General features: G+C 70.3%; 15 protein-coding genes and 1 tRNA gene. 12 read left to right on the top strand and 4 right to left on the bottom strand.

The features are described from left to right. Nucleotides 1-298 precede the first annotated feature (298 nt). Nucleotides 299-371, top strand: a tRNA-Thr gene (locus tag ACZ6S6_RS25510). 73 nt (nucleotides 372-444) lie between these two features. Here the strand turns inward: ACZ6S6_RS25510 and ACZ6S6_RS25505 are convergent. After that, nucleotides 445-3,072 carry a SpoIIE family protein phosphatase gene (locus ACZ6S6_RS25505; protein WP_362967303.1) on the bottom strand — a complete coding sequence of 876 codons (2,628 nt, stop codon included), beginning with the start codon at nucleotides 3,070-3,072 and terminating at the stop codon, nucleotides 445-447. Nucleotides 3,073-3,472: 400 nt separating this feature from the next. Between ACZ6S6_RS25505 and ACZ6S6_RS25500 the strand changes: the two genes are divergently transcribed. The 11 genes from ACZ6S6_RS25500 (at nucleotide 3,473) to ACZ6S6_RS25450 (ending at nucleotide 18,738) form a co-directional block, all read left to right on the top strand. Further along, nucleotides 3,473-8,935, top strand: coding sequence for a HAMP domain-containing protein (locus ACZ6S6_RS25500; RefSeq protein WP_469707026.1), 5,463 nt, complete (start codon nucleotides 3,473-3,475; stop codon nucleotides 8,933-8,935). Between the two features lie 245 nt (nucleotides 8,936-9,180). Then, entirely contained in the window at nucleotides 9,181-9,858 is a 678-nt protein-coding gene (locus ACZ6S6_RS25495; protein WP_362967307.1) for a response regulator, read from the top strand. 213 nt (nucleotides 9,859-10,071) lie between these two features. Then, entirely contained in the window at nucleotides 10,072-12,849 is a 2,778-nt protein-coding gene (locus ACZ6S6_RS25490; protein WP_469707025.1) for a DNA translocase FtsK, read from the top strand. Nucleotides 12,850-13,052: 203 nt separating this feature from the next. Next, nucleotides 13,053-13,853 (top strand): helix-turn-helix domain-containing protein, encoded by an 801-nt coding sequence (locus ACZ6S6_RS25485; RefSeq protein ID WP_362967311.1) that lies wholly within the window; start codon nucleotides 13,053-13,055, stop codon nucleotides 13,851-13,853. Between the two features lie 132 nt (nucleotides 13,854-13,985). After that, a complete protein-coding gene (gene rimO, locus ACZ6S6_RS25480; protein WP_362965215.1) occupies nucleotides 13,986-15,464 on the top strand; it encodes a 30S ribosomal protein S12 methylthiotransferase RimO in 1,479 nt (492 codons plus the stop codon). Continuing rightward, nucleotides 15,461-16,258, top strand: a complete 798-nt coding sequence (gene pgsA, locus ACZ6S6_RS25475) for a CDP-diacylglycerol--glycerol-3-phosphate 3-phosphatidyltransferase (protein WP_469707024.1) — start codon at nucleotides 15,461-15,463, stop codon at nucleotides 16,256-16,258. Before rimO ends, pgsA begins: the two co-directional genes overlap by 4 nt. Next, nucleotides 16,255-16,764, top strand: a complete 510-nt coding sequence (locus ACZ6S6_RS25470; protein WP_362965219.1) for a CinA family protein — start codon at nucleotides 16,255-16,257, stop codon at nucleotides 16,762-16,764. The genes pgsA and ACZ6S6_RS25470 overlap by 4 nt, the downstream gene beginning before the upstream one ends. 109 nt (nucleotides 16,765-16,873) lie before the next feature. Then, on the top strand, nucleotides 16,874-17,257 hold the full coding sequence (locus ACZ6S6_RS25465) for a helix-turn-helix domain-containing protein (RefSeq protein WP_024492760.1): 384 nt from the start codon (nucleotides 16,874-16,876) through the stop codon (nucleotides 17,255-17,257). A gap of 212 nt (nucleotides 17,258-17,469) precedes the next feature. Next, nucleotides 17,470-17,940 (top strand): Dps family protein, encoded by a 471-nt coding sequence (locus ACZ6S6_RS25460; protein WP_469707023.1) that lies wholly within the window; start codon nucleotides 17,470-17,472, stop codon nucleotides 17,938-17,940. A 109-nt stretch (nucleotides 17,941-18,049) separates the two neighbouring features. Beyond that, a complete protein-coding gene (locus ACZ6S6_RS25455; RefSeq protein WP_362965223.1) occupies nucleotides 18,050-18,244 on the top strand; it encodes a CsbD family protein in 195 nt (64 codons plus the stop codon). A 194-nt stretch (nucleotides 18,245-18,438) separates the two neighbouring features. After that, a complete protein-coding gene (locus ACZ6S6_RS25450; protein WP_362965225.1) occupies nucleotides 18,439-18,738 on the top strand; it encodes a hypothetical protein in 300 nt (99 codons plus the stop codon). On the opposite strand, the gene ACZ6S6_RS25445 is transcribed toward ACZ6S6_RS25450, so the two are convergent. The 3 genes from ACZ6S6_RS25445 to ACZ6S6_RS25435 form a co-directional block, all read right to left on the bottom strand. Further along, nucleotides 18,686-19,450: an SDR family NAD(P)-dependent oxidoreductase gene (locus ACZ6S6_RS25445; protein ID WP_469707022.1), complete on the bottom strand. Its 765-nt coding sequence runs from the start codon at nucleotides 19,448-19,450 to the stop codon at nucleotides 18,686-18,688. The two genes, ACZ6S6_RS25450 and ACZ6S6_RS25445, sit on opposite strands and share 53 nt — an antisense overlap. A gap of 36 nt (nucleotides 19,451-19,486) precedes the next feature. Continuing rightward, complete coding sequence (locus ACZ6S6_RS25440) at nucleotides 19,487-20,314, bottom strand: DNA-formamidopyrimidine glycosylase family protein (RefSeq protein WP_469707021.1); 828 nt, start codon at nucleotides 20,312-20,314, stop codon at nucleotides 19,487-19,489. A gap of 73 nt (nucleotides 20,315-20,387) precedes the next feature. Beyond that, the gene (locus ACZ6S6_RS25435; RefSeq protein ID WP_469707020.1) at nucleotides 20,388-25,061 is read right to left on the bottom strand and encodes an Lhr family helicase; all 4,674 of its coding nucleotides are present in this window, start codon (nucleotides 25,059-25,061) and stop codon (nucleotides 20,388-20,390) included. Nucleotides 25,062-25,081 lie beyond the last annotated feature (20 nt).

Here is a 25,081-nt window from a genome sequence, read left to right as displayed (position 1 = left end):
TCAGCGCCGATGGTACTGCAGGGGGGACCCTGTGGGAGAGTAGGACGCCGCCGAACTCCTTTTATAGTTAAGCCCCGTGCCCTTGTGGCACGGGGTTTTTCTGCGTTCCGGACCAGCCCGGACCAGCTCGCCGGCCCGGCCGCCGCGGTACGGGCGCCGCACCTGGCCAAGAGGCTGGTGGGCGGCCCCCCGCAGGGGCGGAACACCCCTGGGACGTGGGCCGGTGACGATGCGACAGATGGTTTTGCGCACCCTCTGGATCAGGGTATGATTTAGCTCGTTGCCGCAGGGCAGCGAGGCCCCAATAGCTCAGTCGGTAGAGCGTCTCCATGGTAAGGAGAAGGTCTGCGGTTCGATTCCGCATTGGGGCTCGGACAGACGAAAAGGCCCTCGCCACTCGGCGGGGGCCTTTCGCGTATCCGGATCCAACCGAATCAACCGGATCTAAGCGGCCGGCGGTTCAGGGACGCGCATCGCGAGGATGGCCATGTCGTCCGAGGCCGGTTCCGCGGCGAACCGCTCGACGGCCCGCAGAATACGTGCCGCCACCGCGCCCGCCGTAAGGCCCGTACAGGTGGCCAGTACGTCCGCCAGGCCGTCGTCGCCGAGCATGCGGGTGCCCTCACGGCGCTCGGTGACACCGTCCGTCACGCACAGCAGGACATCGCCCGGGTCAAGGGTCACCGTCTGCTCGTACAGCTCCAGATCCTCGATGACGCCCAGCAGCGGCTGCGGTTCCGCCGCGGCCTCGACCGATCCGTCCTGGCGAAGGCGCAACGGCAGCGGGTGGCCCGCACAGACCACCTTCAGCAGCGCACTGCCGTCCTCCTGGGGCCACAGCTCCCCGTACAGCAGGGTCAGGAAGCGGCTGCGGGCGCCCTCGTCGAGGATGGCGGCGTTCAGGCGCTCCAGGACGGCGGGGCCCCCGAAGCCCTCACGGGCGAGCAGGCGCAGTGCGTGGCGGGCCAGGCCCGTCACGGCCGCGGCCTCCGGGCCCGTGCCGCAGACGTCGCCGATGGCGAAACCGTAGGCACCGTCCCGGATCGGGAAGACATCGTAGAAGTCGCCGCCCACCTCGTTGCCCTCACCGGCTGCCCGGTAGATGACCTCGATCTCGACATTGGGTACGTCCGGCAGCCCCGGCGGCAGCAGGCTGCGCTGCAGGGACTGACTGATCGCCATGCGCTCCGAGTAGAGGCGGGCGTTGTCGAGAGCCAGTGCGGCCCGGCGGGAGAGGTCCTCGGCCAGTTCCAGGATCTCCTGGCGGAAATGGTCGTCGGACGGTTTGCCGAGCGTGAGCATGCCGATGACACGGTTGCGGGCGACGAGCGGAAGGACCACCGTCTCCCCGCCCACGGCCGCCGCCGTGGCGAGCGTCGTACGGATACCCGGGCCCAGGCTGCCGGCGTCGCTGCGGCCGATGCCGCGCATCGACGTGCGCAGGGCGGCCTGGTGGGCGGCCTCGGACGGAGCGGACCAGACACGGGCGCCGGGGGCCGGCACCGGGTCCGGCGGGGCGATCTTGGAGAGAAGGGCCTTGAGGCCGTCGATGAGCTCCTCGTCCTCGTGCAGCACGTACGAGAGGTACGGGTCCGAGGACTGGTCGGCGATCGTGTAGACGGCGCACCAGGTGGCCAGGGTGGGGACCGTCATCTGAGCCATCAGGGCCAGCGTCTGGTCGCGGTCGAGCGTGCCCGCGAGGAGGTCCGACGCTTCGACGAGGAAGGAGAGCGAACCGCGGCGCAGCCGTTCCAGTTCGCCCAGGCGGGCGGACTCGACGGCCAGGGCGATGCGGTCCGCCGCGAACTGGAGGCGCAGGGCCTCCTCGTTCGAGTACCGGCCGGCGGCCTCGGCCGCGACGCCCAGGGAGCCCGTGAGGCGGCCCTCGACCTTCAGCGGGACAGTGACCACCGAGCGCATACCGGTGTTGCCCAGCAGCGGCACGGCGCCCGGAACGGCGTCGAGGTCCTCGTGGACCGCGGGCATGCGCGCCGAGCCGTACCGCCCGGTGCCGGCCTCCACGGGGACGCGGGCGAAGCGCTGGCGTGCGGAGGGCAGGCCGGTCGTGGCCCGTACCTCCAGCTCGGTCTCGTCGTCCGTCGCCAGCAGCAGGAACGCCGCGTCGGCGTCGAGCATGTCGCGTGCCCGCTCGACGGTGCGCTGGAGCAGGCCGTCGAGGTCGTCGGGGGCGGGGGAGCCGATGAAGACCTCGAAGGGGTCCGTCTTGCGGATCTCGGTGTTCGAGTCGGAGACCGGAGTGCGTACCGGTGACTGGAGCACCGCCCGCTCGTAGTCGCGGACCAGCAGACAGACCGTCGAGGGTTCGCCCTGGGTGTCCCGTACGCGGAGGTGGGAGCCGTAGACCGGGATGGTACGGCCGTCGGCGCACCGGATGCCGTAGCTGCCCTCCCAGCGCGAGAGGCGGAGCGCGTCGGCGATACCGGTGTTGGTGCCGGGAGTCTGCGGCCAGGCGGTGAAGTCGGTGAGCTGCTTGCCGGCGGCCTGGTCAGCCGTGTGTCCGAACAGGTACGCGGCGTCGTCGTTCCACGCCGCGATGGCGCCCAGGCTGTCGATCTGGACGACGGCCACCCTGACCCGTTCGTCGGTGACCGGGAGCAGGTCGACGGGGAGCAGCGGGCCCGCGGAGCGGATACCCACCGGGCGGTCGGGAAGATCGAGCTGGAACCAGACGTGTTTGTGCGCGGGGGAGTACTCGACGCCCCAGCGGGAGGCGAGCGCGGCGCACAGCAGCAGGCCGCGGCCGCCCTCCCGGTCCGGGCTGCCGAAGTCGGGGCCGGTGGACTGGAGCGGGATCTCCCGTTCCGGATAGTGGTCGGAGATCTCGACCCGGACGCCGTCCTCCGTACGGAGGCACAGCACGTCCGCGGCGGTGCCGGCGTGGACCACCGCATTGGTGACGAGCTCGCTGGTGAGGACGACGGCATCGTCGACGACGTCGGTGTATCCCCACCCCTGGAGGGTGTCGCGGACAAAGGCGCGGGCGGTCGCGACGGAGCGCCCGACCGGGTCGAAGGTGGCAGCCGCGCGCGCCGTGATCACAGCACTCCCCATATGGTGTCTCGTCGCTTCCCCGAGTCCTGTGCCCGTTTCTAGCCGCTTCGATTCGCTTGCCAGGCTAGACGCTCTGTCCGTGCACCGGATACACGAGGGCAGACTTCGGGCAAGGTCGAACGGATACGGGCCTGTGACCGGACAAGTGTGGGCTTCCCAACAGAGCGATACGGGACAACCATTGGTCGTTCCACCCCGACCGGTTCCGGCCTGGTACGTTTCAACGATTTGACGTCCGCATGGTCACCCGTCAACGGTGGGCTGTGGCGGTGAGCCATTGAGGATCTGGGCAAGCTCCCAGAGAAGACCCGAGCGATACGGTCAACCCTGCGGGAGGGACACGGTGGAGTCTGGCGTGGCGGCGCGGGGAACAGGCACGCGCACTAAAGGCGGACAGTCCGTGAAGAAGCAGCGCAATGGAACCATCGAAGTCGACGCGGCAGCGCTCAACAGACTGCTGGCCGGTCTGGTGGCCATGCGTGACGGGAATTTCCGCAGGCGCCTGACGGTCTCGGGCGACGGCGTGATGACGGAGATCGCGGCCGTCTTCAATGAAGTCGCCGATCGCAATGTCCATCTCACGGGTGAGCTCGCCCGCGTGCGGCGTGTGGTCGGACGGGAGGGCAAGCTCACCGAACGGCTGGAGACGGGCGCCTGCGAAGGGTCCTGGGCCGCCGCCATCGACGCCTCCAACGAGCTGGTCGACGATCTCGCGCGACCGGTCTCGGAGGTCGGGCGGGTGCTGTCGGCGGTGGCCGACGGTGATCTGGAGCAGCGGATGGAGCTCCGGTCGCACACCGCCGACGAGACGGTACGGCCGCTGCGCGGCGAGTTCCTGAAGGTCGCCCGTACGGTCAACAATCTCGTCGACCAGCTGTCGGCGTTCACCGAGCAGGTGACGCGGGTCGCGGTCGAGGTGGGGACCGAGGGCAAGCTGGGCGGGCAGGCCCAGGTGCGCGGCATGTCCGGGTCCTGGAAGGACCTCACGGACTCCGTGAACACCATGGCGTACCGGCTGACGGCACAGGTGCGTGACATCGCCCTGGTGACGACGGCGGTCGCCAAGGGTGACCTGTCCCGGAAGGTCACCGTTCATGTGGCCGGCGAGATGCTTCAGCTGAAGAACACCGTCAACACGATGGTCGACCAGTTGTCGTCGTTCTCCTCCGAGGTGACCCGGGTCGCCCGCGAGGTGGGCACGGAGGGCGAGCTGGGCGGGCAGGCGACGGTGCCGGGGGTGGCCGGGGTGTGGAAGGACCTCACCGACTCCGTCAACACCATGGCCGGGAACCTCACCTCCCAGGTGCGCGGCATCGCGGAGGTGACGACGGCGGTCGCCAACGGTGACCTTTCGCAGAAGGTCCGGGTGAGCGCGCGCGGCGAGGTCGCCCAGCTCGCCGAGACGATCAACCAGATGACCGAGACGCTGCGCACCTTCGCCGACGAGGTCACGCGGGTGGCCAGTGAGGTCGGCGGCGGCGGCGTGCTCGGCGGCCAGGCACAGGTGCCGGGTGCCGCGGGCACGTGGAAGGACCTCACCGACTCGGTGAACACCGTCTTCCGCAACCTGACGACCCAGGTGCGGGACATCGCGCAGGTGACGACGGCGGTGGCCAGCGGTGACATGACGCAGAAGGTCACGGTCGACGTGGCCGGCGAGATGCTGGAGCTGAAGAACACCGTCAACACGATGGTCGACCAGCTCCAGTCCTTCGGTTCGGAAGTGACCCGGGTGGCCCGGGAGGTCGGCGTCGAGGGCCGGCTGGGCGGCCAGGCCGAGGTGCCCGGCGCGGCCGGTACCTGGAAGGACCTGACGGACTCCGTGAACACGGCGTTCCGGAACCTGACGGGTCAGGTGCGGGACATCGCGCAGGTGACGACCGCGGTCGCCAACGGTGACCTGTCGCAGAAGGTCACCGTCGATGTCGCGGGCGAGATGCTGGAGCTGAAGAACACCGTCAACACGATGGTGGCCCAGCTGTCGTCCTTCGCCGACCAGGTGACGCGGATGGCGCGGGACGTGGGCACGGAGGGCCGCCTCGGCGGTCAGGCACGGGTCGACGGCGTCTCCGGTACGTGGAAGGAGCTCACCGACTCCGTCAACTTCATGGCGGGGAACCTGACCTCCCAGGTGCGCCAGATCGCCCAGGTGACCACGGCGGTGGCCCGGGGTGACCTGTCGCAGAAGATCGACGTGGACGCGCGGGGCGAGATCCTGGAGCTGAAGAACACCATCAACACGATGGTCGACCAGCTCTCCGCCTTCGCCGAGCAGGTGACCCGGGTGGCCCGCGAGGTGGGCACGGACGGGCGGCTCGGCGGCCAGGCGCAGGTGCCCGGCGTGGCCGGTGTGTGGCGCGATCTGACCGACTCGGTGAACGGCATGGCGGGGAACCTCACCGCTCAGGTCCGTAACATCGCGCAGGTCGCCACGGCGGTGGCGCGCGGTGACCTGTCGCAGAAGATCGACGTGGACGCGCGCGGCGAGATCCTGGAGCTGAAGAACACCCTCAACACGATGGTCGACCAGCTCTCGAACTTCGCGGAGCAGGTGACCCGGGTCGCCCGCGAGGTGGGTACGGAGGGCATCCTCGGCGGTCAGGCCGAGGTGCAGGGCGTGTCCGGTACGTGGAAGGACCTCACGCAGTCCGTCAACGGCATGGCGAACAACCTGACCCTTCAGGTCCGCAACATCGCCGAGGTCACCACCGCGGTCGCCAAGGGCGATCTCTCCAAGAAGATCACCGTCGACGCCAAGGGCGAGATCCTCGAACTGGTGACGACCGTCAACACCATGGTCGACCAGCTGATGAACTTCGGTGACGAGGTGACGCGGGTCGCGCGCGAGGTGGGTACCGAGGGCATCCTCGGTGGCCAGGCGCGGGTGCGCGGGGCCACGGGTATCTGGAAGGACCTCAGCGAGAACGTCAACCTGATGGCCAACAACCTGACCAGTCAGGTGCGGAACATCTCCCGGGTCTCGTCCGCCGTCGCCAACGGCGATCTGACGAAGAAGGTCACCGTCGAGGCACGCGGTGAGGTCGCCGAGCTCGCCGACACCGTCAACACGATGGTGACGACCCTGTCCTCGTTCGCCGACGAGGTGACCCGCGTCGCCCGCGAGGTGGGTACCGAGGGCGAGCTGGGCGGCCAGGCACGGGTCCCCGGAGTCGCCGGTACCTGGAAGGACCTCACCGAGTCCGTGAACTCGATGGCGTCCAACCTGACCGGTCAGGTGCGCCAGATCGCCACCGTCACCACGGCGATCGCGAAGGGCGATCTGACCAAGAAGATCGACATCGATGCCCGCGGTGAGATCCAGGAGCTGAAGAACACCATCAACACGATGGTCGATCAGCTGTCCTCGTTCGCGGAGCAGGTGACGCGGGTGGCCCGCGAGGTGGGTACCGAGGGGCAGCTGGGCGGCCAGGCACGGGTGCGGGACGTCGACGGCACCTGGCGCGACCTCACCGAGTCGGTGAACGAGATGGCCGGGAACCTCACCCGCCAGGTACGTGCCATCGCGGCCGTCGCCACCGCGGTGACCCGCGGCGATCTCAATCTGAAGATCGACGTGGACGCGGCCGGCGAGATCCAGGCGCTGCAGGACAACATCAACACGATGATCGCCAACCTGCGTGACACCACGGCCACCAACAAGGAGCAGGACTGGCTCAAGGGCAACCTCGCCCGGATCTCCGGTCTGATGCAGGGGCGGCGCGATCTCGACGACGTCGCCTCGCTGATCATGAGCGAGCTGACACCGGTCGTCTCCGCGCAGCACGGCGCGTTCTTCCTGGCCATGGCGACCGGCGAGACCGACGCACTGGGCGCGGAAGGCGACCGGGACGGCGCGTACGTGCTCCGGATGCGGGGCAGCTACGGCTACTCCGCCGGCTCCATGCCGACGTCCTTCCGGCCCGGTGAGACGCTCATCGGGACGGCCGCGGAGGAGAAGCGGACGATCCAGGTGGACAACGTGCCGCCGGGTTACCTGAAGATCTCCTCCGGCCTCGGTGAGGCGCCGCCCGCGCATGTGATCGTGCTGCCGGTGCTCTTCGAGGGGAAGGTCCTCGGAGTGATCGAACTGGCCTCGTTCCAGCCGTTCACCCATATCCAGCGGGACTTCCTCAACCAGCTCGCCGAGATGATCGCCACGAGCGTCAACACCATCAGCGTCAACACGACGACCGAGAAGCTGCTGGAGCAGTCGCAGGAGCTGACCGAGCAATTGCGCGACCGGTCGCAGGAGTTGGAGAACCGGCAGAAGGCCCTCCAGGCGTCCAACGCGGAACTGGAGGAGAAGGCCGAGCTGCTGGCCCAGCAGAACCGCGACATCGAGGTCAAGAACACCGAGATCGAAGAGGCGCGGCAGGTCCTGGAGGAGCGCGCCGAACAGCTCGCTGTCTCGATGCGCTACAAGTCGGAGTTCCTGGCCAACATGTCGCACGAGCTGCGTACGCCGCTCAACTCGCTGCTCATTCTGGCCAAATTGCTGGCGGACAACGCCGAGGGCAATCTGTCACCGAAGCAGGTGGAATTCGCCGAGACGATCCACGGCGCGGGGTCCGATCTGCTGCAGCTGATCAACGACATCCTCGATCTGTCGAAGGTGGAGGCGGGCAAGATGGATGTCAGCCCGACCCGGATCGCGCTGGTTCAGCTGGTCGACTACGTAGAGGCGACATTCCGGCCGCTCACCGCGGAAAAGGGTCTGGATTTCTCGGTACGGGTGTCACCGGAACTGCCGGCCACGCTGCACACCGACGAACAGCGGCTGCTCCAGGTGCTGCGCAATCTGCTCTCCAACGCGGTGAAGTTCACCGACGGCGGCGCTGTAGAGCTGGTGATCCGGCATGCGGGGGCGGAGGTGCCGAACGCCATTCGCGAGCAACTGCTGGAGGCGGGTTCGCTGCGTGACGCCGACGCCGATCTGATCGCGTTCTCGGTGACCGACACGGGTATCGGGATCGCGTCCAGCAAGATGCTGGTGATCTTCGAGGCGTTCAAGCAGGCGGACGGCACGACCAGCCGCAAGTACGGCGGTACGGGCCTTGGCCTCTCCATCAGCCGGGAGATCGCCCGGCTGCTGGGTGGCGAGATCCATGCGGCGAGCGAGCCCGGCCGGGGCTCGACGTTCACGCTGTACCTGCCGCTGCACCCGAGCGAACTCCCGCCGCAGGGCTACCCGCAGATCGGCCCGGGGCCCATCGAGATGCACGGTGCCGCGGTCGAGAGCGGGCGGCTGCCCGAGGCCGGGCAGGGGCCCGGGGAGAACTTCCCGGACTTCGGCCGCGGATTGGGCCGGCAGGGGAGCGGAGACGATCAGAGCGGCACGGCAGGGCTGTTCCGGCGTCGTCGCAAGGCGGTGGGCGGCACGGGACAGCAGCCCGCGCTGCCGGCCCCCGCGGCTTCCCAGGGCGCCCCGCAGGAGCCGTGGACGCCCGCTGTCCAGGATGAGCCCGAGGCCCGCAGGACGTTCCGGTTCAGCGGCGAGAAGGTGCTGATCGTCGACGACGACATCCGTAACGTCTTCGCGCTCACCAGCGTGCTGGAGCAGCACGGGCTAGCGGTTCTGTACGCGGAGAACGGGCGCGAGGGGATCGAAGTCCTGGAGCAGCACGACGATGTGACGGTCGTACTGATGGACATCATGATGCCGGAGATGGACGGCTATGCGACGACCTCGGCGATCCGCAGGATGCCGCAGTTCGCCGGGCTGCCGATCGTCGCGCTGACGGCCAAGGCGATGAAGGGGGACCGGGAGAAGGCGATCGAGTCCGGAGCATCGGACTACGTCACCAAGCCGGTCGACCCTGATCATCTTCTTTCCGTTATGGAGGGATGGATGCGCGGAGAGTGATCGTCGATTGAGCGAATCAATGATGATTTGTTGATCGAGTGTGTCCGAAGTGGTGTGGGAACGCCGTTTCCGGGGAACCTTTTGGTCTTCCGCCGCGTTTCTGGTATGTGCACAGTGACATCGCGGTGACAGGGTGTGGTGACGGGCGGGGTGCGGCTACCATGACCGGCACAAGGACGGACGGCGTAAGGGAGTCGTCCCCTGGGGCGGCGCCCGGTGCAATTCCGGGGCGAGGAGGACGGGCCATGGTGCCGAAGGCCAAGATCCTCCTGGTCGATGACCGGCCGGAGAATCTGCTGGCGCTGGAGGCCATCCTCTCTGCGCTCGATCAGACACTGGTGCGGGCATCGTCAGGGGAGGAAGCGCTCAAAGCGCTGCTCACGGACGACTTTGCGGTCATTCTGCTGGATGTGCAGATGCCAGGCATGGACGGTTTCGAAACCGCCGCGCACATCAAGCGGCGGGAGCGGACCCGGGACATCCCGATCATCTTCCTCACCGCGATCAACCACGGTCCGCATCACACCTTCCGGGGTTATGCGGCAGGCGCGGTGGACTACATCTCGAAGCCGTTCGACCCGTGGGTGCTGCGCGCGAAGGTCTCGGTCTTCGTCGAGCTCTACATGAAGAACTGCCAGCTCCGGGAACAGGCGTCGCTGCTGCGGCTCCAGCTCGAAGGCGGCGTGCACGCCGGCGCGAGCCACGAGAGGGAGCCCGCCGGTCTGCTGGCCGAACTCTCCGCACGGCTCGCCGCCGTCGAGGAGCAGGCCGAGGCGCTGTCCAAGCAGCTCGACGACGAGTCGGCGGACGCCGGGGCCGTGGCCACCGCCGCCCATCTCGAACGGAAGCTGACCGGACTGCGCCGCGCGCTGGACGCCCTGGAGCCCGGCGCCAACGGCGGACCGGCGCCCCTTCCCTCGTAACGCGGCCGGCTCCCCGCCCGTACCGCCCTTTCCTCTCAGCTGCCTTCGGGTCTGCGCGGCGGCAACTGCCCGGCGGGATCCGCCGGTCGGTGGTCCGCCCGCGGTGCGGAGCGGATGAGGGCGCGTCAGTTCGCGGCCGCCGCAGGGCGACACGGTCGGGTGAACGGGCACGCGCACGTGTTCACCGGCGCGGACACCGGTAACCTCGGCCCCATGGCCTCACGTACGTCCGGCAAGGGTTCCCAGGGCACTGCGGGCACCGCGAAGCGCGTCGGCGGTGGCCCGGGTCCGGCGAAGAAAGCCGCGCCCGCGAAGAAGGCCGCTGCCAAGAAGAGCGCGCCCGCGAAGAAGGCTCCCGCCAAGAAGGCGGTGGCCAAGAAGGCGGCCGCGCCGAAACCGGCGCCCTCTCCCACCGGCGGTGTGTACCGTCTGGTGCGCGCTGTCTGGCTCGGTGCGGCCCACGCCATCGGCGCGATGTTCCGTGGCATAGGGCGTGGCGCCAAGGGCCTGGACCCCGCACACCGCAAGGACGGCGTCGCACTGCTGCTGCTCGGTCTCGCACTGATCGTCGCCGCGGGCACCTGGTCGAATCTGCGCGGTCCCGTCGGCGATCTCGTGGAGATGCTCGTGACCGGCGCCTTCGGCCGGCTCGACCTGCTCGTGCCGATACTGCTGGGCGCCATCGCCGTACGGCTGATCCTCTATCCCGAGAAGCCCGAGGCCAACGGCCGCATCGTCATCGGACTGTCCGCACTGGTCATCGGGGTGCTCGGCCAGGTCCACATCGCCTGCGGATCACCGGGGCGCGAGGACGGCACCGAGGCCATGCAGGACGCGGGCGGGCTCATCGGCTGGGCCGCCTCCAAACCGCTGATCTTCGCCATGGGCGAGGTGCTCGCCGTCCCGCTGCTCCTGCTGCTCACCGTCTTCGGGCTGCTGGTCGTCACGGCGACCCCGGTGAACGCCATTCCGCAGCGGCTGCGGCTGCTCGGTTCCAGGCTGGGGATCCTCGACCCGGTGCACGACCCCGACGCGGAGGACGAGAGCGACGACGACGAGCAGTGGCGCGAGGCGCTGCCCGCCCGCTCACGGCGCTCCTCCGCGCGCCGCTCCGAGGCATCCGAGGCGTCCGAGGTCTACGACACCGACCGGGTCGAGGCCGACGCCCTGGCCAAGCGCCGCGGCAGGCCGCGCAGGCCCTCCGTGCAGCCCGCGATGAACCGCACCATGGACGCGGTGGACGTCGCTGCCGCCGCTGCCGCCGCGCTCGACGGTGCGGTGCTCAACGGCATGCCGCCCTCGCCCGTCGTCGCCGACCTCACCCAGGGCGTCTCCGTGGACCGTGAGCGCGCGGGCACCCCGGTGCCGGGTGCCAGGGAGGCGGAGCCCGCCCGGAGGCCGGGGGAGAAGGCCTCCTCGCCCTCCGGGGGCGTACCCGACCTGACCAAGCCCGCCCCCGACCGGTCGCAGTCGCAGCCGCTGCCCTCGCGCGCCGAGCAGCTCCAGCTGTCCGGCGACATCACGTACTCGCTGCCCTCGCTCGATCTGCTGGAGCGCGGCGGCCCCGGCAAGACCCGCAGCGCCGCCAACGACGCGATCGTCGCGTCGCTGACCAACGTCTTCACCGAGTTCAAGGTCGACGCTGCCGTCACCGGCTTCACCCGCGGCCCCACGGTGACGCGGTACGAGGTGGAGCTCGGCCCGGCCGTGAAGGTCGAGCGGATCACGGCGCTCGCCAAGAACATCGCGTACGCCGTCGCCAGCCCCGACGTCCGGATCATCTCGCCGATCCCGGGGAAGTCGGCGGTCGGCATCGAGATCCCCAACTCCGACCGCGAGATGGTCAACCTCGGGGACGTCCTGCGGCTGGCGGACGCGGCCGAGGACAACCACCCCATGCTGGTCGCACTCGGCAAGAACGTCGAGGGCGGCTACGAGATGGCCAACCTCGCGAAGATGCCGCACGTCCTGGTGGCCGGTGCGACCGGTTCCGGGAAGTCCTCCTGCATCAACTGCCTGATCACCTCGGTGATGATAAGGGCGACTCCGGAGGACGTCCGGATGGTGCTGGTCGACCCCAAGCGCGTCGAGCTGACCGCGTACGAGGGCATTCCGCACCTGATCACGCCGATCATCACCAACCCGAAGAAGGCCGCCGAGGCGCTCCAGTGGGTCGTGCGCGAGATGGATCTCCGCTACGACGACCTCGCCGCGTTCGGGTACCGGCACATCGACGACTTCAACCACGCCGTGCGCACCGGAAAGCTCAAGACTCCTCAGGGCAGCGAACGGGAGCTGTCGCCGTACCCGTATCTGCTGGTGATCGTCGACGAGCTGGCCGACCTGATGATGGTCGCTCCGCGTGATGTCGAGGACTCGATCGTCCGCATCACCCAGTTGGCCCGCGCCGCGGGTATCCATCTGGTCCTCGCCACCCAGCGCCCATCGGTGGACGTCGTCACCGGCCTGATCAAGGCGAACGTGCCCTCCCGGCTCGCCTTCGCGACCTCGTCGCTCGCCGACAGCCGGGTCATCCTCGACCAGCCCGGAGCCGAGAAGCTCATCGGAAAGGGTGACGGGCTGTTCCTGCCGATGGGGGCGAACAAGCCGACCCGTATGCAGGGCGCCTTCGTCACCGAGGCCGAGGTCGCCGCCGTGGTCCAGCACTGCAAGGACCAGATGGCACCGGTGTTCCGCGAGGACGTGGTGGTCGGCACGAAGCAGAGGAAGGAGATCGACGAGGACATCGGCGACGACCTGGACCTGCTCTGTCAGGCCGCCGAACTGGTCGTCTCCACGCAGTTCGGATCCACCTCGATGCTCCAGCGCAAACTGCGGGTGGGTTTCGCCAAGGCCGGCCGGCTGATGGACCTCATGGAGTCCCGGAACATCGTCGGACCCAGCGAGGGATCCAAGGCGCGCGACGTCATGGTGAAGCCGGACGAGCTCGACGGGGTGTTGGCGCTGATTCGCGGGGAAACCGGTTCGTGAGGGTTTCGCGGGCAACCGTTTCGGGGGGCCGTACGTCAAGTTGAAGGGAGGGCAGCAGGATGTCCTTCCGCGGGGCGGTCCGGCGAATCCGGCTCTGTTCGAATCTGATGGCGTACAAAGTCCTCCCTCCCGGTTGCCCCACCCTTTCTTACCCCCCCTAGACTGAACATCCAGCAGGTGGCTCACGCTCGAAAGGCGCCCCCGTGTCCATCGGCAACTCCCCCGAAGACGACCGGCCTTCGATCGGTCGAGTGCTCCAGCAGGCTCGAATCGCCGCAGGTCTCACGGTCGAAGAGGTCAGCACGTCCACCCGGGTGCGCATCCCCATCGTGCACGCGATCGAGGCGGACGACTTCTCCCGCTGCGGCGGTGACGTGTATGCGCGCGGCCATATCCGCACGCTGGCACGTGCCGTCGCCATCGATCCGGAACCGCTGGTTTCGCAGTACGACGGCGAGCACGGCGGCCGTCCGGCGCCCACGCCGGCGGCTCCGCTGTTCGAGGCCGAGCGGATCCGTTCCGAACCCCGACGGCCCAACTGGACCGCGGCCATGGTCGCGGCCATCGTCGCCGTGGTCGGGTTCGTCGGCTTCACGTTCTTCAAGGGCGGCGACGACTCCTCGACGGCCAACCAGGTCGCCGAGGGCCCCACGTCCGCCAAGACCACGCCCAAACCGTCGGCCAGCAAGACCGCCGATCCCAAGCCGGCTCCCTCCGACAGCGCCATCGCCGCGGCGCCGCAGGACAAGGTGACGGTCAAACTCAGCGCCAGTCAGGGCAAGAGCTGGATCTCCGCCAAGGACCACAACGGCCGGCTGCTCTTCGACGGGCTGCTCCAGCAGGGTCAGTCGAAGACGTTCCAGGACAAGGAGCGGGTCGACCTCGTCCTCGGCGACGCCGGCTCGATCGAGCTCTTCGTCAACGGCAAGAAGGTCGATGACCAGTTCCAGCCCGGTCAGGTCGAGCGGCTCTCGTACACCAAGGGTGACCCCGAGGTCGGCTGACCTGGCACTTCACGGTTCGCACCCTGCGGCGAGCGCCCGGCCATCGCGCCGGGCGCTCGCCGCTTTGTCACTCCCTGTGACTGCGGAACCTGCACGGTGGGGCCAGTGCCGGGACAAAGTAGTCTTGAGCCCATGCCCGAACGCCGTACCGTCGCCCTTGTCACTCTTGGCTGCGCCCGTAACGAGGTGGACTCGGAGGAGCTCGCAGGCCGCTTGGCAGCGGACGGCTGGGAGCTCGTCGAGGATGCCTCCGATGCCGATGTCGCCGTGGTCAACACCTGTGGATTCGTCGAGGCCGCCAAGAAGGACTCCGTCGATGCCCTGCTCGAAGCGAATGATCTGAAGGACCACGGCCGTACCCAGGCCGTCGTCGCCGTCGGCTGCATGGCCGAGCGCTACGGCAAGGACCTCGCCGAGGCCCTGCCGGAAGCCGACGGAGTCCTCGGATTCGACGACTACGCAGACATCTCGGACCGCCTCCAGACCATCCTCAACGGTGGTGTCCACGCCTCGCACACCCCGCGCGACCGCCGCAAACTGCTGCCGATCAGCCCCGCCGAGCGCCAGGACGCCGTCGTGGCCCTGCCCGGCCACGCCCAGGAGGCCGCACCGGCCCCCGCCGACCTCCCGGAGGGCGTCGCGCCGGTCTCCGGCCCGCGGGCGCCCCTGCGCCGCCGGCTGGGCACCAGCCCCGTCGCCTCGGTGAAGCTGGCCTCCGGCTGCGACCGCCGCTGCTCCTTCTGCGCCATCCCGTCCTTCCGCGGCTCCTTCATCTCGCGGCGGCCCTCGGACGTCCTGGGCGAGACCCGGTGGCTGGCCGAGCAGGGGGTGAAGGAGGTCATGCTGGTCTCCGAGAACAACACCTCGTACGGCAAGGACCTCGGTGACATCCGGCTGCTTGAGACGCTGCTGCCGGAGCTCGCGGAGGTCGACGGGATCGAGCGCATCCGGGTCAGCTATCTGCAGCCCGCCGAGATGCGGCCCGGTCTGATCGACGTACTGACCTCGACGCCGAAGGTCGCGCCCTACTTCGACCTCTCCTTCCAGCACTCGGCCCCCGGTGTGCTGCGGGCGATGCGCCGGTTCGGCGACACCGACAGCTTCCTGGAGCTTCTGGACACCATCCGGGGCAAGGCCCCGTACGCCGGCGCACGCTCCAACTTCATCGTGGGCTTCCCCGGCGAGACCGAGGCCGACCTGGCGGAGCTGGAACGGTTCCTCACCGGTGCGCGTCTCGACGCCATCGGCGTCTTCGGCTACTCCGACGAGGACGGCACCGAGGCGGTCGGCTACGGCGACAAGCTGGACGCCGACACCATCGCGGAGCGGCTCGCGCACATTTCCCGGCTGGCCGAGGAGCTGACCTCCCAGCGGGCCGAGGAACGGGTCGGGGAGACGCTCCAGGTACTGGTCGAGTCGGTCGAGGCGACCGAGGACGAGTCGCGCGCCGTGGGCCGCGCGGCGCACCAGGCGCCCGAAACGGACGGCCAGGTGCTCTTCACCGCACGCGAGGGACTCGTCCCGGGCCGTATGGTCGAGGCAAAGGCAGTGGGCACCGAGGGCGTGGACCTGGTGGCCGAATGCCGTGAGCTTGCGGAGGTGGCCAGATGACCGGAGCGCCGGCATCCGCGACAGGGGGCTCCGGCGCGACGCCGGTCCGCGGCGGGAAGCTGGGCACTGCGGCCGTCAACCAGGCGAGCCTGTGGAACATCGCCAACCTCCTCACCATGGCGCGGCTGGTGCTGGTGCCCGGCTTCGTCCTGCTGCTGCTCCACAACGGCGGATACGACCCGGCGTGGCGTTCCTTCGCCTGGGCGGCCTTCGCCATCGCGATGATCACCGATCTGTTCGACGGGCATCTGGCGCGCACGTACAACCTGGTCACCGACTTCGGGAAGATCGCCGACCCGATCGCCGACAAGGCGATCATGGGCGCCGCGCTGATCTGCCTCTCGTACCTCGGTGACCTGCCCTGGTGGGTCACGGGCGTGATCCTCTTCCGCGAGCTCGGCATCACCGTGCTGCGGTTCTGGGTGATCCGGCACGGGGTGATTCCGGCCAGCCGCGGCGGGAAGATGAAGACGCTGTCACAGGCGATCGCCGCCGGGATGTACGTCCTGGCGCTGACCGGACCGCTGGCGACGCTGAGGTTCTGGGTGATGGCGGTGGCCGTCGTGCTGACGGTCGTCACCGGTCTGGACTACGTGCGCCAGGCCGTCGTGCTGCGACGCCAGGGGCTCGCGGCGGAGCGGTCGGCCGTGGCACAGGAAGCCGCCGAGGCGGCCGCGGAGACGCCGGAGGGCGCCGGAGACGTGGACCGGGTCTCCGGGACCACAGAGACGACAGAGACGACAGAGACCTCAGAGACCTCGGGGGCCCGCGGTGCGGCGGAGGCCGAGCGGTGACAGCCGCGGCCCGGGTGCTGCGGCTGCTCGTCGAGCGGGGGGAGACCCTGGCCGTCGCCGAGTCGCTGACCGGCGGCCTCGTCGCGGCGGAGTTGACGTCCGTACCCGGTGCCTCGCACTCCTTCCGCGGGTCCGTGACGGCCTATGCGACCCCCCTGAAGAGTGAAGTCCTGGGTGTGGATCCGGCCCTTCTGGCATCGCGCGGCGCGGTGGACCCCGAGGTCGCCTCCCAGATGGCCGCGGGCGTACGACGGGTCCTCGGAGCGGACTGGGGGCTCGCGACCACCGGCGTAGCGGGCCCGGAGCCGCAGGACGGCCGTCCGGTGGGAACGGTCTTCGTCGCAGTATGCGGGCCTGACGGGGCGGCGAAAGTGGCCACGCTGCGGTTGAACGGCGGACGAGCGGACATCCGTAATGAGAGCGTACGGAGCGTGCTCGATCTGCTCTCCGGCGAACTCGGCGGGTACGCGAGCGCACAGGATACGGAACAGATCGGGGGGAATTGATGTTTGCAGCCCTGAGTGAACACGACATCGCTCCCCGCACGGCCGCGGCGCTAGGCGGTACGGTGGGGCGTGAAGGATGCGGCTACGCGGTCCGAGGAGGGAGCCACCGATGATTCTGCTCCGTCGCCTGCTTGGTGACGTGCTGCGTCGGCAGCGCCAGCGCCAAGGCCGTACTCTGCGCGAAGTCTCCTCGTCCGCCCGAGTTTCGCTCGGTTATCTCTCCGAGGTGGAGCGGGGGCAGAAGGAGGCATCCTCCGAACTGCTCTCCGCCATTTGCGACGCGCTTGACGTACGGATGTCCGAGCTCATGCGTGAAGTGAGCGATGATCTGTCGCTGGCTGAACTGGCCGAGTCGGCAGCAGCCGGCGATCCGGTACCCGTGCCGGTGCGCCCCAGGCTCAATTCCGTCTCTGTTTCGTCGGTGGCGGGTGTGCCGACGGGACGGGTGACCATCAAGGCGCCTGCGGAAGCGGTGGATGTCGTCGCCGCCTGACCCGCTCGGTTCGGTCTGAAGCCGGAGCCCCGGTCCTCCCCTCAGGGGGCGGACCGGGGCTTCTGTGTGTGTTGGCGGAGCTTTGGCGGGCAGGCGCTCTGTGTGAAGCCGGGGAAGGGTCTCGTGCAGACCGTTCCCCGAATGACCCTTTTGCTTCGTTTGTGCCATCGTGGGTGGTGCTGAACGGAACGGATATCAGATCGGAGACGTGCATGTCTGTGGTGAAGAGCCCGCTGTCCGAGGCCGACCTCAAGTCCGTCGGCGATGCGCTCCAGGGCGCCCTGGTGGATCTCGTCGACCTCTCCCTGGTGGCGAAGCAGGTCCACTGGAACGTGGTGGGGCCACGCTTCAGGTCGGTGCACCTTCAGCTTGACGAGGTCGTCGACACCGCCCGCCAGCACTCCGACAAGGTTGCCGAACGGGCCTCCGCGCTGGGCGTCAACCCGGACGGGCGGTCGGGGACGATCGCCAGGACCACGGCCATCGACTCCGTGCCCGAGGGCTGGGTCAAGGACGTGGACGCGGTACGGACCCTGGTCGACGCCCTCGGTGTGGTGATCGGTCGGATGCGTGAGCGGATCGAGGTGACAGGTGGCCCCGATCCGGTCAGCCAGGACATCCTGATCTCGCTGACCGCTGATCTTGAGAAGCACGCGTGGATGTTCCAGGCGGAGAGCGCCTGACCCGCCCCCGTTTCTCACCCGGTCGGGCGCCAGTGCGCCGGACCGGTCCCCCTCCCGGCAACTGCCCGCGTTCGGGCAGTTGCCGGTCCGCCCCATCAGAGGAGTTGCCATGACAGACGGAAGCGCGAAGGACAAGATCACCGGCAAGGCCAAGGAGGCCATGGGCAAGATGACCGGTGACCGCCGCAAGGAGGCCGAGGGCAAGACGGACCAGGGCAAGGGCCAGGCCAAGGGCGCCATGGGCGATGCCAAGGAGCGCGCCGAGGGCGTCAAGGACTCCCTGACCGGTGACGACAAGAAGTGACAGCCTGACGCGGAGCCCCCACCGGAAGCGGTGGGGGCTCCGCTCTGGATGCGGCCCCGGTGGCGCCGGGTGAGACTGCGAGGGTGTGCGGCTGCGCCGTGCGCGCCGGTACTGCACCGGTGCGCTCTCCCGTCGGGTGATCTGGCCGGACATATTGCCGGGAGGGGTACTGGGTTCGGCCGGAGGAGGCAGCCATGGTCCGGCGATGGGTGCCGGCGCTCGTTCTCGGTGGTGTGTGGTGGTGGGCTGTGCTGCGGCTGGTGCTGGAGCCGGCGCACACCGGGGTGGTCGAGGGGGCGGTGGCGGCGGGCGGCTGGGGGCTGAGCCTCCTGCCGGTGCATGTGGCCGCGACCGCCCGGCCGACCGGGATATTCGACGCGGGTACCGGCTTGCTGCGGCGGTGCGCCGCGGAGGCGCGGTCCCGGTGGGCCGCCTCGGCGGCTACCAGGGCATGGCGACGCCGCCGTTCGGGCGGAGGATCTGGCCCGTCATGAAGGCCGACGCGTCGGACGCCAGATGCAGAACCGTGTGCGCCACGTCCATGGGCTCCCCGACCCTGCCCAGCGGCGATATCCGCGCCATGGCGGCCTCCGCCCGGTGCTGCTGCTCCGCGTCGTGGCGGGCGGTCATGGGGGTGCGGACCCAGCCCGGGGCGACGGCGTTGACCCGAATGGCCTGCGGCCCCAGCTCGGTCGCCAGGGTCTTGGTCAGCTGGACCACCGCCGCTTTGGCCGCGCTGTAGCAGAGCAGCCCCCGGCTCGCGGAGTCGACCGCACCCGAGGCCATGGTGATCAGTGATCCGGGGGCATCGCGGGCGAGCATGGAGCGGGCCACTTCCTGGCAGGCGTACAGAACACCCTTGAAGTTGACCGAGAGCACACGGTCGAGGTCCTCGTCAGCGGTCTCCAGGACGCTGCTCGTGTGCATGATCCCGGCGACGGCGGCCAGGATGTCCAGATCTCCGGCAGCCGCGACCGCGGCCCGGACCTGATTGCGGTCGGTGACATCCAGCGGGTGGGTGTGGGCTTCGCCACCCGCCGCGGCGATCAGCTCCAGGGTCTCCTGGAGGCCCTTCTCGTCGAGATCCGCGCAGTGGACGGTGGCGCCCGCCTCCGAGAGGAGGACGGCGCAGGCGCGGCCGATGCCGCCTGCCGCGCCGGTGACGAACGCGGATCGGCCGGTGAGGTCGTACGCGGCGAGGGGCATGACCGGACCGTACGACTGAATCTGACGGGCCGTCAACTAGTGGGTGGGGCCGGATTGGCAGCCTGGGCACCAGTAGGCGGGGCGGCCGTCCTGCTCCGCCGTGCGGATCGGTGTTCCGCAGCGCAGGCAGGGGCGGTGGGTTCTGCCATAGACCCAGAGGTCCTCGCTCGGGCGGCCGGTGCGGGCAGGCTGACCGGTGGCGGTGCGGGGGCGTGCGCCGGTGGTGGTGACGCGGACCGGACGGTCGCGGTTGGCTTCGAGGAGCTGGTGGGCGGTGCTCACCAGAAGGGCAGCCGTGGCGGCGGGCAGTTCACCGACGGGGAGCCAGGGCGTGGCGCGGGCCAGGAAGCACAGCTCGGCCTTGTAGATGTTGCCGATGCCGGCCAGGTTGCGCTGGTCGAGGAGGGCCTCGCCGAGCGGGCGGGCGGGGTCGGCGAGCAGATTGCGCAGCGCTGTGCCGGCGTCCCAGTCGGGGCCCAGGAGGTCCGGGCCGAGGTGACCGACCGCCTTCTCCTCGTCCGCGGTCCGCAGGAGTTCGAGGACGGGGAGGCGGTAGCCGACGGCCGTGTGCGCGGTGTTGGCGAGGACGGCGCGGATCTGGTGTGCGGGGCCGCCGCGCCAGCGCTCTCCAGGGCCGTAGATCCGCCAGGCGCCGTCCATCCGCAGATGGCTGTGGAGGGTCAGGCCGCCCTCGAAGCGGGTCAGCAGGTGCTTGCCGCGCGAGATGACGCCGAGGACGGTCCGGCCGGTGAGGTCGGCGGTGGCGAACCGGGGGACGCGCAGGTCGGACCTGGTGAGAACCTGATCCGCGAGCGCGTGGTGCAGACGCCTGGCGGTCTGCAGGACGGTGTCTCCTTCGGGCATGCCTCCATGATGCGCGGGATGTGTGCTGCGGGACGGTTCCCGGGGCGGCGGCCGTGGCGCCGCGCGGGCCGGGTCAGGCGCGGAGGCGGAGGCCTCTCGGGGTGGCGAGGAAACCGGCCGACTCCAGCGTGCGGCCCAGCGGAGAGGTCAGCGCCGAGGCGCCGTTGGTGCGCTCCACCGTCACCGTGCCGAGGGCCCCGGCGCGGGCGGCCGCGGCCAGGGCTGCCGCAGCCGCCCGGAGCGCGGGATCATCCGGATCGGCCGGCCAGGCCAGCAGCGTCTTCCCGCCGCGCTCCATGTAGAGCGTCAGTTCGCCGTCGACCAGGACCACGAGGGAGCCCGCCTTGCGGCCGGGCTTGTGCCCGGCCCCGTCCGGTGGCTCGGGCCAGGGCAGCGCCGCACCGTAGGCGTTGGCCGGGTCGGCCGCGGCGAGGACCAGGGCGCCGGGGGCCGCACCTGGTTCCTTGCGGTCGCGGGCGGTGGACGCCGCGCGGAGCCGGTCGACCGCGCCGTCCATGGCGAACTGTGCGGCCCCCAGCCCCTCCACGACATAGCCCCGGCGCGCCTGACCGTTGTCCTCGAAGACGGACAGCACGCGGTACGCGGCGGAGAAGCCGCCCTCGACGCCCTCGGCCTGGACCGCGCCGCGGGTCACCACACCGTGCCGGTCCAGCAGAGTGCGGGCCAGGGCGTGGGCCCGGTGCGTGGGGTCCGGCTCGGCGGCGGGCAGCAGGGACCAGCGGCCCGACACCGTGGGCGGGCCGGTGCGCGATGCCGGGCGGGCCGAGGCCGTCAGCGAGCCGTAACGCCCGCGCGGGACGTTCCGTCTGGCGCGGTGCGCGGTCGATCCGGCGGTGCGACCGGAACCGAGAAGCGAACGCAGCGGTGCCAGCGTGTCGTTGGTGAGCCGGCCCGACCAGGTGAGGTCCCAGAGCGCGTCCGCCAGCTGCGGATCGGTGCAGTCCGGGTGCGTGGTGGCCCGGACCTGATCGGCGATCTGGCGGAAGAAGAGTCCGTATCCGCCGGTCAGCGCGGTGAGCACGGATTCGTGCAGTGCGCTGAGTTCGAGCGGGCGCGGGGGCGCCAGGAGCAGGGGGGCGCTGTCGGCCAGGTAGAGGGAGAGCCAGCCGTCCTTGCCGGGGAGGGCGCCCGCACCGGCCCACACGACCTCGCCGGTGGTGGTGAGTTCGTCGAGGAGCGCGGGGGAGTAGCCGGTGACCCGGCCGGGCAGGACCAGCTTCTCCAGGGCCGACGCGGGGACGGGGGCGCCCTGCAACTGCTCGATGGCACGGGCCAGTCCGTCGATTCCGCGCAGGCTGTTGCTGCCGAGATGCTGCCACTGGGGCAGGAAGCCCGCGAGGGCGGCGGGCGGCACCGGCTCCAGCTCGTGCCGGAGCGCGGCGAGCGAGCGGCGCCGCAGCCGCCGCAGCACCGTGGCGTCGCACCACTCCTGGCCGATGCCGGCGGGATGGAACTCCCCCTGGACGATCCGCCCGGAGGCTGCCAGCCGTTGCAGCGCACCGTCGGTGACCGCGGTGCCGAGGCCGAAGCGGGCGGCGGCAGCGGTGGAGGTGAACGGGCCGTGCGTACGGGCGTAGCGGGCGAGGAGATCGCCGAGCGGGTCCTTCACCGGTTCGGTGAACGCCTCCGGGACGCCTACGGGGAGCGCCGTGCCCAGTGCGTCGCGCAGCCGTCCGGCGTCCTCGATCGCCGCCCAGTGCTCGCCGCCGCCGATCCGGACCCGGATGGCCCGGCGGGCCGATGACAGCTCCTGCGCCCAGGGTGGTTCGGCCCCGCGCTCGGCCAGTTCCGCGGTGGTGAGCGGTCCGAGGACCCGCAGCAGATCGGCGACGCCCTCGATGTCCTTGATCCGGCGGTCCTCGGCCAGCCACTGGAGCTCCCGCTCCAGCTCGGTCAGGACGTCGGCGTCGAGCAGCTCACGCAGCTCCGCCTGGCCCAGCAGCTCGGCCAGGAGGTGGGAGTCGAGGGAGAGCGCGGCGGCCCGCCGCTCGGCGAGGGGGGAGTCGCCCTCGTACAGGAACTGCGCGACGTAGCCGAACAGGAGCGAGCGCGCGAACGGTGAGGGTTCCTGGGTCGTCACCTCGACCAGGCGGATCCGGCGCGCTTCCAGATCGCCCATCACTTCCGTGAGCCCGGGGACGTCGAAGACGTCCTGGAGGCATTCGCGGACCGCTTCGAGAACGATCGGGAAGGAGCCGAACTCGGAGGCGACCTGGAGGAGCTGGGCGGCCCGCTGCCGCTGCTGCCACAGCGGTGTGCGCTTGCCGGGGCTGCGCCGCGGGAGCAGCAGCGCCCTGGCCGCGCACTCGCGGAACCGGGAGGCGAACAGGGCGGAACCGCCGACCTGGTCGGTGACGATCTGCCCGATCTCGCCCTGGTCGAACGCCACATCGGCGGCGCCCACGGGGGGCTGGTCGCTGTCCTGGGCGGCGTTCGACAGCGGGGCCGGTGCCCCGCCGCCGGGATCGGCGGCCCGGTCCTGGTCCACCGGGTCGAAGTCGAGGAGATCCAGGCCCATCATGTCGGCGTCCGGCAGCCGGAGGACGATACCGTCGTCGGCGTGCATGACCTGGGCGTCCATGCCGTACCGCTCGGCGAGGCGGGCGCTGAGCGCGAGCGCCCACGGGGCGTGCACCTGGGCGCCGAACGGTGAGTGCACGACGACACGCCAGTCGCCCAGCTCGTCGCGGAAACGCTCGACGAGGATCGTCCGGTCGTCCGGTACGTGGCCACAGGCCCGGCGCTGCTCGTCGATGTACGACAGCACGTTGTCCACGGCCCAGGTGTCCAGGCCCGCGGCCAGCAGCCGTCGCCGCGCGTCCTCGGGGGACAGCCCGCCGAGCTCGCGGAGGAAGGCGCCCAGGGCGCGGCCCAGCTCCAGCGGGCGGCCCAGCTGGTCGCCCTTCCAGAACGGCAGCCGTCCGGGGACGCCGGGCGCGGGCGTCACCAGGACCCGGTCGCGGGTGATGTCCTCGATCCGCCAGGACGTGGTGCCCAGCGTGAAGACGTCGCCGACCCGGGACTCGTACACCATCTCCTCGTCCAGCTCACCGACCCGGCCGCCGCCCTTCTTGGGGTCGGCCCCCGCGAGGAAGACCCCGAAGAGTCCGCGGTCGGGAATGGTGCCACCGGAGGTGACGGCGAGCCGCTGGGCGCCGGGACGGCCCGTGACCGTACCCGCGACGCGGTCCCAGACCACGCGCGGGCGCAGCTCGGCGAAGGCGTCGGACGGATAGCGGCCGGCCAGCATGTCGAGCACGGCGGTGAACGCCGACTCGGGAAGCGAGGCGAAAGGGGCGGCCCGGCGGGTCACGGCCAGCAGGTCGTCCACCTGCCAGGTGTCCAGGGCGACCATCGCGACCAGCTGCTGGGCCAGCACGTCCAGCGGGTTGGACGGGATCCGCAGCGCCTCGATGGAACCCTCGCGCATCCGCTCGGTGACCACCGCCGCCTGCACCAGATCACCGCGGTACTTCGGGAACACGACCCCGGTGGACACCGCTCCCACCTGGTGTCCGGCACGGCCGACCCGCTGCAGCCCGGAGGCGACCGAGGGCGGTGACTCCACCTGGATCACCAGGTCGACCGCGCCCATGTCGATGCCCAGCTCCAGGCTTGAGGTGGCGACCACGGCGGGCAGCCTGCCCGCCTTGAGGTCCTCCTCGACCTGGGCCCGCTGTTCCTTGGAGACCGATCCGTGGTGCGCCCGCGCGAGCAGAGCGGGCGCCCCCTTCGCGGCACCCGACTCGGCCATGATCTCGGCGGGTGAGTGGGCCTCCGGCATCGTCTCGCCGGTGGCCCGCTCGTACGCGATCTCATTGAGCCGGTTGCAGAGCCGCTCGGCGAGACGGCGGGAGTTCGCGAAGACGATGGTGGAGCGGTGCGCCTGGACGAGATCGGCGATCCGCTCCTCCACATGCGGCCAGATCGACGGCTTGTCCGCCTGGCCCGCGGTGTCCGTGCCGGCGGCGGGGGAGCCGCCGAGCTCGCCCAGATCCTCGACCGGTACGACCACCGACAGATCGAACTGTTTGGTGGACGGCGGCTGGACGATCTCCACCCTCCGCTGCGGGGAGAGGAACCGCGCCACTTCGTCGACCGGGCGGACCGTGGCGGACAGGCCGATCCGGCGGGCCGGCCGCGGCAGCAGTTCGTCGAGGCGCTCCAGCGACAGGGCGAGATGGGCGCCCCGCTTGGTGCCCGCGACGGCATGCACCTCGTCCAGGATCACCGTCTCGATCCCGGCCAGCGCCTCCCGGGCCGAGGAGGTCAGCATCAGGAACAGGGACTCGGGCGTGGTGATCAGGATGTCCGGCGGCCTGGTCGCCATCGACCGGCGCTCGGCGGGCGGGGTGTCGCCCGAGCGGATCCCCACACGTACCTCGGGCTCGGGCAGTCCGAGGCGCACCGACTCCTGGCGGATGCCGGTGAGCGGGGAGCGGAGATTGCGCTCCACGTCGACCGCGAGGGCCTTGAGCGGCGATACGTACAGCACCCGGCAGCGCTTCTTCGCCTCGGCGGGCGGCGGGACCGCCGTCAGCTGGTCCAGGGCGGCGAGGAAGGCGGCCAGGGTCTTGCCCGATCCGGTCGGCGCGACGACCAGCACGTCCGACCCGGCGCCGATCGCCCGCCAGGCACCTTCCTGCGCGGCCGTCGGCGCGCTGAAGGCGCCCGTGAACCAGCTGCGGGTCGCGGAGGAGAACGAATCGAGTGCGGAGCCGGTCATGGTCCCCATCGTGCACCCCG

This window comes from Streptomyces sp. NPDC048671 (assembly GCF_055587045.1).
Note: the sequence above shows the minus strand (reverse complement) of the source record. Positions and strands in the feature narration are given on the sequence as shown.